Origin of the sequence: Legionella nagasakiensis (assembly GCF_900639915.1) — a bacterium.
Taxonomy (GTDB): domain Bacteria; phylum Pseudomonadota; class Gammaproteobacteria; order Legionellales; family Legionellaceae; genus Legionella_A; species Legionella_A nagasakiensis.
Window position 1 is genome coordinate 141,872 of record NZ_CAAAID010000004.1, and the last position, 13,696, is coordinate 155,567.

Consider the following 13,696-nt stretch of genomic DNA (forward strand, 5'->3'; position numbering starts at 1 on the left):
ACAATAGGCCATTCGCTTATACGCTCTTTAGGTGCTTGCATAAAAATCTGAAATAACGACCTTCTGTGGACAACTATTGCCGCGCTTGGCATGACTTGCCTTCTGAACCAAATTAAATAATGGTTCATCTTGTGGGATAAGGGCTGGTAATCGGACATACATATCAACCAAACGACCGCTTTTGCAACCCAAATACACTTTATTTATAGCATCGTGACCAAACGTGTTTTTAATTTCTTCGGTGATTTGCGACAACTCAACCACTTCACCAACATGTTCTTGCAACCATTGTCCTAACGTTGTCTGATTCATCTCATCGGTCAAACGCGTCGCCAACAAGAAATATTGCTCCATGGATAATATCTGGCAGCTGCCATGTTTATTCCACTCATGACGTTCAAGGCAACTGCCATAAGCATAGCTTGGCATAAACTGGCCAAGTTTATCAGCAGCAGGCTCACTTAAAATAACTGGCGGGTAATCACAATGCGCTTTCCGCGCCTCGACACCACAATAACCATAGCTGGTACCACAGACTATGTTATTCGGCCATAAACCATGCAATACCATATGTTTTGCCTGATAAGAATCAGGAGGAAGTTTTAAACACTCCGGCTTCCCCGCCTCATAGCCATAGGTTTCACAAAACCCGGGCAACCAATTAAGCGCCAGCACATGCGAGTCGGCCATACCGGGGGAATTATCGCACGGCTTCTTTTGCTTTATTTCATATTGGAATGTACCACAATCTGCTTTTATCCAGCGCAAAGCAAATTGCTCGCCTGGAAACTCGATCCTGACCCATTGCGGGGGCACACGAATGATCTCATGCAAACGGTAGCGTTGTTGTGCTTGTACATTTAGATTATCGGGATTGGTTGTTTTATTTTTGGAGATAAAGGCAGGACAGGCCTTTTTGGCAGTAAAAGTTCCCTCAACAGGAATGGATGCGCTACAAAACAAGGGAAATATCATGAAAAGCAAGGCGGTAAATCTTATCATCCATGCCTCCTAGCATAAGCATAAGATAATATTCATTATACCGAACTCAGCAAGATATGCCACCGACATTCCACACATCTTCATGGTGCGAAATATAGGATTCCAAATATTGATTAACAGAATTTTAAAATAAAAGCTTTTCCCCTTTATAGCCAATACAATTTGGGCATAAAGGGGAAAATGGGAGAAAAAGTGGGATTAAACCGCAGATACCTCTTCGGCTTGTAAACCTTTCGGTCCCTTAGTTACTGTGAACTCTACACGTTGACCTTCCATCAGAGTTTTGCGATTTGCTGAGCTGACAATTGAACGAAAATGGACAAATACATCATCTTGACCATTATCACGGCTGATAAAACCATAGCCTTTATCATCATTAAACCACTTTACGTGGCCAGTTTCTTTAACAGACATGTCTACTTTCCAAAATTAAATTAAAAACACACTTACTGCACACGAAATCATGGAAAAACATTAACAATATAAATTCACTGCCTTAGAATTTAACAAAGAGGGAACTTATGAATAATACTGTTTATCGTGAAAAATGTACTAGTAAGTGTTCTTAGTATAACTCAAAACACATGAAATAGCGAGAATAAGTTTCACTTTCTAAGAGCCAAAGGGCAAGTGTTCATATGTTTTGCGCCAAGAGACTCAGTCAACTTTGCCAAAGCTTCCTCATTATTCTTATAAAAATGATGCTCGCCCAATTGATCAAATAATCCACCACGTTTTAAGACGGTTAGGACAGGTCGCCGTACACGAGTAAACCATAATTCAAGCCCACCTTCCTGCAAACGAGAACAAACACTACGCAATGTTTCCAAACCACTTGCATCCAATTGATTAATGCTGACGCAATCAAGAATGATGTAGCGCAGCTTTTGCTTGGCGGAAATCAGCTTTAATATTTTTTCTTCAAAGTATGCGGCGTTGGCAAAATATAATGAACCATTCAATCGTACCAAGCTTATAAGGTAACAGGTTTCCTGTTCATCCTCCTCACTAACTTCGACTAATTCTCCTTCTTCATTACGAGTTAATTCAGTAAATCTCGGCCGCATGGTTTCATAAAGATAAAGCCCCAGTGATAACAACATACTTAACAAAACAGCATAAGCAAGTCGTGGTGCTAACACAAGCGTTAATAAAAAGGTCACTAACACCACCACACCTTCTTTTCGACTTACGTTCCAAACTCTCCACATTTCCTTAACATCAAGTAGACCCAACACACCAACCATGATGACCACTGCCAATGTCGCATAAGGCAGGTAATAAAATAACGGGGTGAACCACAGCAAGACGGTCATCACAATTAAGCCTGCAACAATGGATGAAAAACCGGTTTTAGCACCGGCTTGGAAATTCACTGCCGAACGGGTAAACCCGCCGGATACGGGCATGGATTGAAAGAAACTGCCCACGCATTTTGCCAATCCCTGGCCCACCAACTCCTGATTGATATTTAATCGCTGGCGACTTTCCGTAGCAATGCGCTTGGCAATCGTAATGGCTTCTGTAAAACCAACCAAAGCAATTACAATCGCTGCCATAAACAAATTTGACATGGCATCCCAGTTAAAAGTAACTGACTTAAAGGCAGGTAACCCACGAGGAATGTTGCCAACAACTTCTCCTCCGGCTTGTAATGTTAATTTACCATCACGCGGCAAACTCGCGATTCGCCACTCGTAGGAATCCACTTCACCAATGGGCGTCATTTGCTCATCCACAAAGAATACTTCTTGCTGGTTATGGGTCATTAAACGGCGAAAACGCAAACGGCTTAATTCGCCGACCTCAACATTATGGCGGGTAATTAAGCGCTCTAGCTGCCATTTAGCCTGAGCAGCGTTATTGAAAGCTTCATCCGTTTCTTCCGCATTCGGACCCGCTTTCTTAATTGTCTTTTGTACGATTTTTTTAGTCTTGGTCACTTCTTCTAACAGGTGCTGCATCTCTTCAGGATAATGCTGATAATTTGCAAGCATTTGTTGTACGGGCAAATTAATAATTTGATCAACCCGAATGGTTTCCAGCTTTTCATATCCGCTCAACCAGGCAATGATGGTCGTGACTACCACAGCAATAAGAATATGAGGAAGATTTGGCCATAGCCAGCGTCCACCAAGAATGATAATAAATGCTAATGTCGCGATCCCTACCGTCGGCCAATGGATATTGATGATTGCGTCATTCAGTACCTGCCAAACCATTTGATAATAATGCGGTGCCGTGACTGCATAGACACCGAATAAATTGCCGAACTGCATACTGGCAATGATCAGTGCCACGGCATTTATGAATCCAAGAATCACAGGATAAGAAATAAAATTCACCACCACGCCAAATCGCAAAAATCCCAAAGCCAGTTGTATGGCACCAGCAAGGAAAGTCAGCAATAAAACATATTGGATGTAATCGGTTGTACCGGCAGCTGCCAAAGGTTGCATGGCAACAGCCGTCAGTAGCGAAGCAACGGGAACAGGGCCTGTAGACAAAATACGTGATGAGCCAAATAAAGCGGCAATGATAGGGGGTAAAAAGGCAGCGTATAAACCCATGTAGACGGGCAATCCTGCTAAATGAGCATAAGCCATAGACTGAGGAATCAATAACATGGCAACCGTAAAACCTGCGATTAAGTCGGCTCTAAGCGTTCCCCATTGTTTAAGTTCCGATAACCATTCCAGAAAGGGGAAAATCCGGCTCAATACAACACGCCATTGTAACCAATAGGTTTGCAGAAGCTGCATTTATATACCCTATCTTTTATAGCGGATTAATAGGAGGTAAATCACCTGTTTTATTATCTTTAGACACTTTACCTTTTCTATACGCGACAATACATTGCCATAACTCTTTGCCCTGCCAAGGTATTTTTTTATCTGGACTGTATAGTATCTGTGACAAAAGATGCAGTTGTTTTTTAAATTGCGAATCATGTATTCGTTTTGTCAAATCCCTTAAATTTAAAAACTCAAAGCCAGGCCATTGTAATCTTGCCCAATGCAATAAGGCATCGCGCGCTTCATAAGGATTATTATAGATGCACGCTTTATGCAAGCGTTTCAGCACCAAACGTTTATCATGATTTTTAAGTAATTTGGAACGATACCACCAGATAATGAGCGTCATGACCCAAATAGCAGCAAATCCAGCCGCCAACCACCAAGCGATATTATTTGATTTTTCTGTACGGGAGGGAAAAGTCATTTTTTCTTGAGATTGGGATGACAAATCATTTGATTTTATTGACACAACCGCATTAGGTGTTTCAGGTTGTTGTGATGCTGCATATTTTGCTGTAATGTTTATCGTACGCTCTGGCAATACAGCAACTTCTTCTTTACCAGTCATGGTATTAAACCAGGGAAGTTCCAGACGCGGGATAGTAACGTGGCCCGGTTTATTCAGTAAATAGGTTACCTTAGTCGTGGCTTCCCCTATTAATTCTTGCTGACGAATGACATTATTCACCTGTGGTTTCTCAGGATAAACACTGTATTGACTGCCCGCAAAATCCAAGGTAGGTAACAACTGCCCAGGTACGGCTGCCGCCTGCAACGTCACCGTACGTACCAAGGTATCTCCCTCGGACATCGTTGCGACATCCTTATCATATTGTTCAGCCAGTGTGACCTGTTTTGCCGGCAACCATAGCCTATTGTTAAAATTAGGCGGAACTGGCTTTACAGTCAGCGTGGTTACTTGCGAACGTTGATTGATTTGTCGTGGAATCGTATCATAACTTAAAGCATGAAATGATGGACCGATAATTCTTACCGTTCCACTTTTTTGTGGGAACACCGCATAGCGTTGTTCTTCAACCATATAGGCTCGACCATGTTCTACCGTTTGATAACGATCCGCATCCCCCAGCGCGATAAGCAGCGCGTTTTCCGCTTTGGGTGGCTGATATTCCGCGTCTAATAAACGTCCGCTATTGTATAGTCTAACGGTATAAATAACTTGTTGACTCACATAAGGATTGTTTTCACTTACCTCTGTTTTCAGCACAACTTCTTCCTGCGTTGCCGCTAAAGGCTTTGTATCAGATGAAGTCACTGTCGATGCATCATCAAGTACTTCCACACGCATGGCCTTGCTCTGCTGGTGACCGACTTGCAACGGTGGAATGGATAAGACACCCACTTTTTTGGCAATTAACAAGACGGTCCATCGGCTCGTAGCACGTGATTGACCATTGATAAACGTATAATTCATACTTCTTTCTGTTCCCACAATACGAAAATCTTTCTGCAGAGGTGTCAAATCAGGCACTCCAGTAGATTGAGCATCATCCGTCATTAAAATCAATCGGATTGTATCTCCCAATTGGACTTTGTCAGGTTCTACTTGAACTGTTATGGCCGCTAATGCCATCACAGACCACAAACATCCTATAAAAATCAGCAATAAAGATTTATTCATTTTGCCACCCATGTTGCCTACGTAAATGATCTCGCAGGAATTTTTCTCGCATTAAACCACCAGGATCGTCAGGAATCAGACGCAACCATTGTTCTTTGGCCTGTTGCTGTTCTTGCTTACTCTGCGATGGTTCTGGTGATTGCAGGCTTTTTTCTTGCAATTTTTTTTGTTCTTGCATGCTTTGATCTCGCTTGTCCTGGCTTTGCTTGTCCTGGTTTTGCTTGTCCTGGTTTTGCTTGTCCTGGTTTTGCTTGTCCTGGTTTTGCTTGTCCTGGTTTTGCTTATCCTGGTTTTGCTTATCCTGGTTTTGCTTATCCTGGTTTTGCTTATCCTGGTTTTGCTTATCCTGGTTTTGCTTATCCTGGTTTTGCTTATCCTGGTTTTGCTTATCCTGGTTTTGCTTATCCTGGTTTTGCTTGTCCTGGTTTTGCTTGTCCTGGTTTTGCTTGTCCTGGTTTTGCTTATCCTTTCTGAGCAAATCTTCTAACAACCGACGATTGTGCAATGCGTCCTGGTGATCTGGATTTAGAGTCAGTGCTTGATCATAAGCCTTGATCGCTTGTTCATATTGACCCATATGAGCCAAAGCATTTCCCTGATTATAAAATCCCTCTTCATCATTAAACGATTGATACAATCGTGCAGCCTGCTCATAGTCTCCTGCGCGATAGGCAGCAGCAGCCTGCCAATCATTGCGTTTGAACGTATCTTTTGCCCTAGAATACTGTCCTTTATTCATCATCATTTGAGCTTGTTGATTTTTAGTTGCCCATAAATCCTGCCAACTGATTGCATACGTTGGCGAAATGACGCTGCTCAAAATAAATACCAATAAGCTGCCATACTTCATGCTATAATCCTCTGCAGCCATCCGCGTTGAAACACCGGTAACAATAAAAAAAGAGCGGGGATAAGAAACCAGCGTCCTTGATCTCGCCATACTGGAACATCATTTTGTAAATCGGCACCAAATTGACGCTCCTTTCCTGTGGTCAACAACCATTGTTCCAGATCGGTTGACGTATCGGCAAAAGGAAGGACTTCCCCTTGACCCGCAGAAGCAAGCTGCTGAAACATTGTTGACGATGGACTTTTAAGTATAGGCATGACGGATGTATGAATGCCTTGATTTGCTAAAGCTTTGGCTTCATCAATGGCTGCCGACGAAGGAGACTCGGCCGTTAATACCAGAATTTCACCGTGATGAAAACCTGCCTGGGTGATTAACTGACCAGCCTGCCTCAAGGCGATATTCAGTCGATGCCCTTCAACTGGCATGATGTCTGGTGTCAGTGACGACAGCAACGCATCAATGGTTTCGGCATCGTCTGTCAACGGCGAAACAACGAAAGGCTCACCAGTATAAACCACTAAACCAAACTGCCCCACCCCTTTTTTCCTAAAAAGATCATGCAGCTTGAATTTTGCCCGACTTAATCGATCCGGAGGCAAATCATTGATTAACATTGCATCCGACATATCTAATACCACCACCCGGGGTTGAATTGGCTTGTAAATAGGAACAGGTAGCCGTGACCATGTCGGTCCAGCCAACGCAATAACCATCAACAATGCGCTGTTCATAAGCAGTAATAATGAAGTCACGCGCTTACTTTGGCTCTGTGTTTTCATTAAATGCGATAACAAATGGGGATCACAAACCTCCCCCCATGCCTGCATAGCCGGTTTACGCCGCATTAAAAACCAAGCTAATAAGGCAAGTGGCAATAAAGAAAACAACCATAAAGGGCGGATAAAATGAAATTCGGTCATCATGGTGAAGCCCTCTCACGCCAAGCAAATTTAAATCGGGCAAAAAAGCGCCCTTCTTCAGCAAGCCAATAAAGAAAGACAAAAAAGGCAAGTGCAAGAGGCCAAGGATAATAATCATGCTGTGGTCGAACGGTGGCTTGTTCTTGCGAGACTTTTTCTAATTGATTGATAACTTCATAAATAGTCTGCAATGATTGCATATCGGTCGCACGAAAATAACGTCCACCGGTCACCTTGGCTACCTCCTGTAGTGTTTCCTCGTCCAAATCCGCTGAAGCGTTCATATTAAAAAACAAACCACCCAATGCGCGTGGATCTGTCTCAGCCCCTAGGCCAATAGTATAAATTTTAATGTCATCTGCACGTGCCAATTCTGCGGCCTTCATGGGTACCAAAACACCAGAGTTATTTGCCCCATCCGTCAGTAATATAATCATTCTTCCTTTCTCAGGAACATTCTGCAGTCGTTTAACCGCCAAACCAAGCGCATCCCCGATTGAGGTTGTTTTGCCAGCTAATCCAACTGTCGCGTCTTCTAAACGCATCAGAATATTCTGGCGATCATAAGTTAATGGGGTTTGCAGATAAGCGCGACTGCCAAATAAAATCAATCCAATTTTATCGCCGATTCGCTCACGCACAAACTGTTCAGCAGCCCGTTTAACAACCGTCAACCGACTTGCCGGACGTCCATGCAGCATCATATCCGGCAGCTCCATACTGCCAGACAAATCCAATACCAGCATAATATTATATCCTTCTCGCGCTAACGGCCTTGGCTCCCCTACCCAGCGAGGACCTGACAACGCGAACAACACCAAAAACCAAATTAAGAAAAATAAACCAATTTTTTTGTGCCTGACAAAACTCTGTTTTTCATGTTTAACAATCTCAACCATTGCATTAAAGAATGGAATTTTAAGCGCTCCAGGCAAAAACAAAGAAGCGCTTGGCAAAAAAAACCATATCAAAATAGGAACAGGCAGGAACGTTAAAACCCACGGCAACGCTAATTCAAACATGCTTTTCTCCGTTGGTTAATCCATTTTTTCGCCATGTTGAAAAGCAGGGATAAATCGCTTTCTTTTATTACCATTTTGTGCTGGTAAGGAAGCTCTAACAATTGCGAACGAATCTGACTGAAATCCACGTCTTTTCCCGTTTCGTTCAAAAAGGATATCCACGCATCCCCCTGCAAACTGGCCACTTTCTTTCTTGGAAAATAAACCAATGCAACTCGTTTTAATAATTCAGAAATGCACGCGCTGATGCGTTGTGCATTTTTTTCTCGTTCATATTGCTGCTGATAAGCTGAAAGTAGGCGCAATGCCTGCCGTCTGGCTTGTCCATTTAGATAAGAACGCCATAGGAAAATCATGACCATCCCCAACATAGCAATGGCGAATAGGATAAACACATACCAACCCGGGGCTAAGGGCCACCAACCAATGGGTGACGGCAAATGAATATCACGTAATTGCGCCAATGCCTGATTGCTTGCATGACCAGAGAAATTATCGCCCTGCAATACCTCATCTGCCGCACGGCATTGACCAGAAAGCATCAGCAATGAACTCAAAAAAACAATACCGCGTTGATGGATTCTTTTTTTAAACAAGCCAGGGCATGTCTTCAATTCATTCTTTTCATTCTTTGAAGCGAAAATGTGGATGATTGAGGGGTATTTTGCGCTTGAATGAGGCGAATAGCAGGCTCTATTTAACGAGTTCAAGCGCAAAATACCCTCCATTAGACGCATTTGCACCCGTAGAATGAATTGAAGACATGCCCTAAACATTTAGCCTCCGCGGATAAGTCTGTCGAACCAGTAAAGGTAAATCCAATTCTCCCGTCACTTGTACATATTGAATTTGTATCCGTTTTAATATCCCTTTTAATGCAGTCATCCGTTGTTGACAATAGTGATGGTAGGCAGCATTTACTTCAGTTAATGTCGTATCCAGTAAAATCTCTTGCTGGCCGTCAGTCATGGCATATTGCTGGGGTTTGGGAGGCGCTAATTCAAGTGGGTCGCATATATGATAAGCCAAAATATCATTATGAGCCCTCAGACGACTTAAATGCTGCTCACTTTCATCATCCAAATTATAAAAATCGCTGATTAACACCAAAATACTACCGGGACGAGTCACTCGCCGCAAACGCAATAATGCATGACTTAAAGAGCGAACTTGAATACCAGGCTCATAGGTATGAGATTGCGCGTGAGTGTATTCGCTTAAACCAGCCAAAAAAGGCAAAATGCCAATTTCTCGGCTTCTCGGAACAAATTCATGATGCTTGCTGGATGAAAATAATAATCCACCAACTCGATCACCTTGCGCGACGGCAGTCCAGGCAATTATTGCAGCCAAACGGGCTGCCACAACCGATTTGAATGCCATACGTGTGCCGAAACACATCGATGGATTGAAATCGGTAAGAATAATTGCCGGCCGCTCCCGCTCTTCCTGATATAATTTAATGTGAGGCCTGCCAGTGCGAGCAGTAACTCGCCATTCCATGTGCCGAACTTCATCACCAGCCTGATAATTACGCACTTCGGCAAAATCCATACCACGCCCACGTATTTTTGCAAGATGATTTCCTGCACGCATGGCTCTCTTTTCAGGGCGATAACGTACTTGCTGAACATACCGCCGTAAAGAAATTAATTCGTCCAATTCCGCAGCAACACCATTACTCATATTGCCTCCTCGGCATACAGACTTATCAACAGGAGTTATGAAAAACCCCACTCTCTGCGTTAAAAAAACATGTTGATTCAGTCATTTAGTTTGTCCAAACTCCCTCATCAACATGTCTTTTTGCCTTGACCTTGAGGTTTTCCGTAAGTCCTGATCAATTTGCAAGACTTGATTTCCCCACACAGCAACACACACTGAATTCGTTTCCCAGCCCACCAACCACCAACAAAACGATAATAGTTTAGGCAACCAGCATTGTACGACGCTACAATGCAAGCAATAGCTGGCAGTTTGAAATCCATCCTGTACCAAGATAGTAAGAGACGAAAAAAAGCTCGAATGAATATTACAATAGCACACCTAGACTCACCAATCAGTCCATGCCACTTAGGGCAGCGCCACCAGCCGCAACAATTCATCAAGAAAATCATCACTGCTAACACCTTCAGCTTCTGCTTCAAATGTTAATAAAATACGATGTCGTAAAACATCATGGGCAATGACGTGAATATCTTCGGGCGTTACATAGTCACGACCCGACAACCAAGCATGTGCTTTTGCGCATCGATCAAGTGCAATGGTTGCTCGTGGACTAGCACCGTATCGTAACCACCGATGAAGCGACTCACTATAAGCTCGAGGATTTCGAGTGGCCACAACCAATTGCACCAGATAATTTTCTAATGCATCACTGGTGTGAACATTCAGCACTTGTTTGCGTGCTTCAAACAATTGCTTTTGCGACAAAGGGGCAATGGCTGCAGCAGCCTCTTGTTCAGACTTGGCCATACTGGTTGCCGAGAGGGCTTCATGTCGAGCTAACCTGAGAATATCATGCTCAATTTTTGCATCTGGGTAACCAATTTTGACGTACATTAAAAATCGGTCAAGCTGCGCTTCCGGTAATGGGTAAGTCCCCTCCTGCTCAATCGGGTTTTGGGTTGCCATAACTAAAAACAACTCTGGCAATGGATATGTTTTGCTACCAATGGTCACTTGGCGCTCAGCCATGGCCTCCAATAAAGCAGACTGTACTTTTGCAGGAGCACGGTTAATCTCATCAGCCAACACCATATTATGAAAGATTGGTCCAGGCTGAAAAATAAAAGAACCGTCTTCAGGACGATACACATCCGTTCCTGTCAAATCCCCAGGAAGCAGATCTGGTGTAAACTGAATACGATGAAAATGGCCCTCAACTCCATAAGATAATTCTTTTACAGCACGAGTTTTGGCCAATCCCGGAGCGCCTTCCACTAATAAGTGGCCATCCGCAAGCAAGGCAATGAGCAAGCGGGATATCAAGTCTTTTTGACCAAGAATTCGCGAATTAAGATAGGTACTTAAACGCAACATCTGTTGCTGCACTTCTTTCAAAGAAGAAACTTCTGCCTGTTCCATTTATTTTACCTTGAACAAAAAATAATATCCTAACGTGAAATAACACTTGTGCCAAGCAAGGTATTTTTGTATTTTCCCTTACATCAGGCCACTTACAGCGATGCTCCCTTTTTATAAAGATACTTATGATACCACATTTAGACATCCTCACGATTGAACAACCCGGCTCTTCCTCTATTTTAAAAAACCAATCAGAATCTGTTTCCTTTCCTTTGCACGCGGAAAACCAGGCCCTCATCCTTGCGATGAAAGATAAATTATATCAGTTAGGTGGTGTTGGATTGGCCGCGCCGCAAGTTGGACACAATAAGAAAATCATTGCTATTTATATTCCCGAAGAAGCTGCGCTGTTGCGCGAACATGTCAAGCCCTATCCAATGCATATACTCATTAACCCCTCTTACAAGATTTGGAAGGATAGTCCTACCGTTCATGATTTTGAAGGCTGTTACTCTGTTACCAGCAAGGCGGGCAAAGTTCCTCGCTATCAAACCATCCGACTTACCTATCAAGATGAGAATGGTCAATCCCATACAACGAATGAATCCGGATTTTATGCACGAGTTCTCCAACATGAAATTGATCATCTCAACGGCTTATTAATTACTGATCGGTTAACGCCTGATTGCCTGCAAGGCAGCGTTGAAGACATGATGGCTATAAGAAGAAAGGAACTTTCGCCTGAGCAGCAAGAGCAGTTTGATAAAATAATGCGCAAAAAATTCAACCGGACTTAAAATTAAAACAGGACTTACGCCACGTCTCTGCCTTAAAAACAAATTTATGTTCAGTTAGTTACTTCGTCTAAACTCCATCACCAACCTGTCTTCTTGCCTTGTTCCCGGGTTTTTTCGTAAGGCCTGTTATAGGTTTGTAAATTTTGAAAAAATCCGTTGTTGCCGAGGTTAGATCATCCCGATATATCTTATTCTTTGCTTTTATTTTAGGACAAACATACATCATATTAACCAACGAATTTTCCCAAGTAAGTGGAACAAGCGAACAATAGGGAAAGACAGCATGAATTGTATTAAATACAGTGCGAGAATAATCATCGTGAAATAAAGGATTGGCAATAATATTGACAATAAGCAACCCTTCGGAAGTTAAATGTTCAGCAACTGCCTGAAAATATTCCACGGTGAGCAACGAAGAAGGAATGGCCGCCTGATTGCTGTATACATCTGATATAATCACATCATAGGAAGCATCGCTTCCTCGCAGATACCGACGGGCATCCTGAGCGATAAATGTGCCGTTGATTGGCTGCTCTAAAAAATGCTGCTCAGCCAATTCTTTAATTGCAGGATCTATATCAAGGTATGTAATTGTATTACTATGAGTCCCTGCGGCAGTAAGACTAAAACCACCGGCGCCAATTACCAATATACGCTTATGCTGTAGATTAAGTTCTTTAAGCAGTAAATTGCGAATGAATTCGATATAAGGGAATCCTTTTTTTTCCGCCGTTAACAGTGAACTGCTGGATAGATTAATTTGCAACAACTTATTAAATTCGGTGGAATGAATGACTTGATAGTTGCCATAATTATTGGTTGTTTTAAATTGAGCATTTTCCATGCTCACATTCAGCATAAAAATAAAGAATAATCCCGGCAGCAGTATCAAAACAGGCAATAACGACATTTGATTGTAATAACGAATATAAGTAATAAGGGCAAAAAGCAACATGCAATTGATAACCACCGTCCATGCCACACCCAGGTATTGAAACAGCAATAAAGAAGTCAGCAGTGCGCCAAGAAATGAACCCAAGGTGCTTAGAAATAATGCCCGACCACTAATGTGGCTCACCCGCTGTGCCTGATTAAATAAATTTGTGGTGAGCGGCACTGTTTGGCCCAGCCAGTAAACGATAGGGGCAAGCACCAGTAACAAATAACAGGTCAAACTGATTAAAAAAGAAAATCCTGCCTTATAAATGCTTATGAAATAAAACGAAGAAACAAACACATAGCTTAAGCCAATACCGACCCAAAATAGGCTTAAAATGAAATTACAACTTAGTCGCCTGAAAAAATCGTGCCGATGACTACCACCCCGCCAATATCCCAACGCCAGAAAAAGCAAAAAAACACCAATAATAATACTGGTAATCAGTACGCTTCCACCAAAAAATGGCAACAGTTGACGAATGGTAAGGACTTCGATTGAAATAGTAATAAATCCTTCCAACAACAAAATAGCAAGAAGCAGAAAAAGCATCCTAGACGTCTCTATAAAAACCCTGAACCAAAGTATCACTTTTAGGAGTTTCAGGTCTATAAGACCGCCTCGATGTTTTGGCAAGTCAATTAAGCCATAAACAAAAATACGCTGGTTAATAAAAAATGAGGGCTTGTTATCGCCGG

At 42.6% G+C, this 13,696-nt stretch carries 12 protein-coding genes; 1 reads left to right on the forward strand and 11 read right to left on the reverse strand.

The annotated features are described in order from the left end of the window. Positions 1 to 27 precede the first annotated feature (27 nt). The 10 genes from E1O52_RS05065 to E1O52_RS05110 all read right to left on the reverse strand — a co-directional run bounded on the left by E1O52_RS05065 (position 28) and on the right by E1O52_RS05110 (position 11,324). Positions 28 to 1,002: a ribonuclease T2 family protein gene (locus E1O52_RS05065; protein ID WP_133127620.1), complete on the reverse strand. Its 975-nt coding sequence runs from the start codon at positions 1,000 to 1,002 to the stop codon at positions 28 to 30. A gap of 198 nt (positions 1,003 to 1,200) precedes the next feature. Next, positions 1,201 to 1,416: a cold-shock protein gene (locus E1O52_RS05070; protein WP_133127621.1), complete on the reverse strand. Its 216-nt coding sequence runs from the start codon at positions 1,414 to 1,416 to the stop codon at positions 1,201 to 1,203. Between the two features lie 191 nt (positions 1,417 to 1,607). Beyond that, positions 1,608 to 3,764: a SulP family inorganic anion transporter gene (locus E1O52_RS05075; protein WP_133127622.1), complete on the reverse strand. Its 2,157-nt coding sequence runs from the start codon at positions 3,762 to 3,764 to the stop codon at positions 1,608 to 1,610. 16 nt (positions 3,765 to 3,780) lie between these two features. Then, positions 3,781 to 5,442 carry a BatD family protein gene (locus E1O52_RS05080; RefSeq protein WP_165474713.1) on the reverse strand — a complete coding sequence of 554 codons (1,662 nt, stop codon included), beginning with the start codon at positions 5,440 to 5,442 and terminating at the stop codon, positions 3,781 to 3,783. Beyond that, positions 5,435 to 6,292, reverse strand: coding sequence for a tetratricopeptide repeat protein (locus E1O52_RS05085; RefSeq protein ID WP_133127624.1), 858 nt, complete (start codon positions 6,290 to 6,292; stop codon positions 5,435 to 5,437). The genes E1O52_RS05080 and E1O52_RS05085 overlap by 8 nt, the downstream gene beginning before the upstream one ends. After that, positions 6,289 to 7,218 (reverse strand): vWA domain-containing protein, encoded by a 930-nt coding sequence (locus E1O52_RS05090; RefSeq protein WP_133127625.1) that lies wholly within the window; start codon positions 7,216 to 7,218, stop codon positions 6,289 to 6,291. Before E1O52_RS05090 ends, E1O52_RS05085 begins: the two co-directional genes overlap by 4 nt. Beyond that, positions 7,215 to 8,237 (reverse strand): VWA domain-containing protein, encoded by a 1,023-nt coding sequence (locus E1O52_RS05095; protein ID WP_133127626.1) that lies wholly within the window; start codon positions 8,235 to 8,237, stop codon positions 7,215 to 7,217. Before E1O52_RS05095 ends, E1O52_RS05090 begins: the two co-directional genes overlap by 4 nt. After that, positions 8,225 to 8,833 (reverse strand): DUF4381 domain-containing protein, encoded by a 609-nt coding sequence (locus tag E1O52_RS05100; protein WP_242602164.1) that lies wholly within the window; start codon positions 8,831 to 8,833, stop codon positions 8,225 to 8,227. The genes E1O52_RS05095 and E1O52_RS05100 overlap by 13 nt, the downstream gene beginning before the upstream one ends. Positions 8,834 to 9,005: 172 nt before the next feature. After that, positions 9,006 to 9,923 carry a DUF58 domain-containing protein gene (locus tag E1O52_RS05105; RefSeq protein WP_133127627.1) on the reverse strand — a complete coding sequence of 306 codons (918 nt, stop codon included), beginning with the start codon at positions 9,921 to 9,923 and terminating at the stop codon, positions 9,006 to 9,008. A gap of 387 nt (positions 9,924 to 10,310) precedes the next feature. After that, positions 10,311 to 11,324 carry an AAA family ATPase gene (locus E1O52_RS05110; protein WP_133127628.1) on the reverse strand — a complete coding sequence of 338 codons (1,014 nt, stop codon included), beginning with the start codon at positions 11,322 to 11,324 and terminating at the stop codon, positions 10,311 to 10,313. A 125-nt stretch (positions 11,325 to 11,449) separates the two neighbouring features. Here E1O52_RS05110 and def point away from each other — a divergent pair, with 125 nt between their 5' ends. After that, complete coding sequence (gene def / locus E1O52_RS05115) at positions 11,450 to 12,061, forward strand: peptide deformylase (RefSeq protein ID WP_133127629.1); 612 nt, start codon at positions 11,450 to 11,452, stop codon at positions 12,059 to 12,061. Positions 12,062 to 12,128: 67 nt separating this feature from the next. On the opposite strand, the gene E1O52_RS05120 is transcribed toward def, so the two are convergent. After that, complete coding sequence (locus E1O52_RS05120) at positions 12,129 to 13,550, reverse strand: fused MFS/spermidine synthase (protein WP_133127630.1); 1,422 nt, start codon at positions 13,548 to 13,550, stop codon at positions 12,129 to 12,131. Between the last annotated feature and the right edge of the window lie 146 nt (positions 13,551 to 13,696).

Bases quoted from the DNA above. Each gene is read 5' to 3' on its own strand.
- E1O52_RS05065 (WP_133127620.1), bottom strand. From the start codon at position 1,002: ATGATAAGATTTACCGCCTTGCTTTTCATGATATTTCCCTTGTTTTGT.
- E1O52_RS05070 (WP_133127621.1), bottom strand. From the start codon at position 1,416: ATGTCTGTTAAAGAAACTGGCCACGTAAAGTGGTTTAATGATGATAAA.
- E1O52_RS05075 (WP_133127622.1), bottom strand. From the start codon at position 3,764: ATGCAGCTTCTGCAAACCTATTGGTTACAATGGCGTGTTGTATTGAGC.
- E1O52_RS05080 (WP_165474713.1), bottom strand. From the start codon at position 5,442: ATGAATAAATCTTTATTGCTGATTTTTATAGGATGTTTGTGGTCTGTG.
- E1O52_RS05085 (WP_133127624.1), bottom strand. From the start codon at position 6,292: ATGAAGTATGGCAGCTTATTGGTATTTATTTTGAGCAGCGTCATTTCG.
- E1O52_RS05090 (WP_133127625.1), bottom strand. From the start codon at position 7,218: ATGATGACCGAATTTCATTTTATCCGCCCTTTATGGTTGTTTTCTTTA.
- E1O52_RS05095 (WP_133127626.1), bottom strand. From the start codon at position 8,237: ATGTTTGAATTAGCGTTGCCGTGGGTTTTAACGTTCCTGCCTGTTCCT.
- E1O52_RS05105 (WP_133127627.1), bottom strand. From the start codon at position 9,923: ATGAGTAATGGTGTTGCTGCGGAATTGGACGAATTAATTTCTTTACGG.
- E1O52_RS05110 (WP_133127628.1), bottom strand. From the start codon at position 11,324: ATGGAACAGGCAGAAGTTTCTTCTTTGAAAGAAGTGCAGCAACAGATG.
- def (WP_133127629.1), top strand. From the start codon at position 11,450: ATGATACCACATTTAGACATCCTCACGATTGAACAACCCGGCTCTTCC.
- E1O52_RS05120 (WP_133127630.1), bottom strand. From the start codon at position 13,550: ATGCTTTTTCTGCTTCTTGCTATTTTGTTGTTGGAAGGATTTATTACT.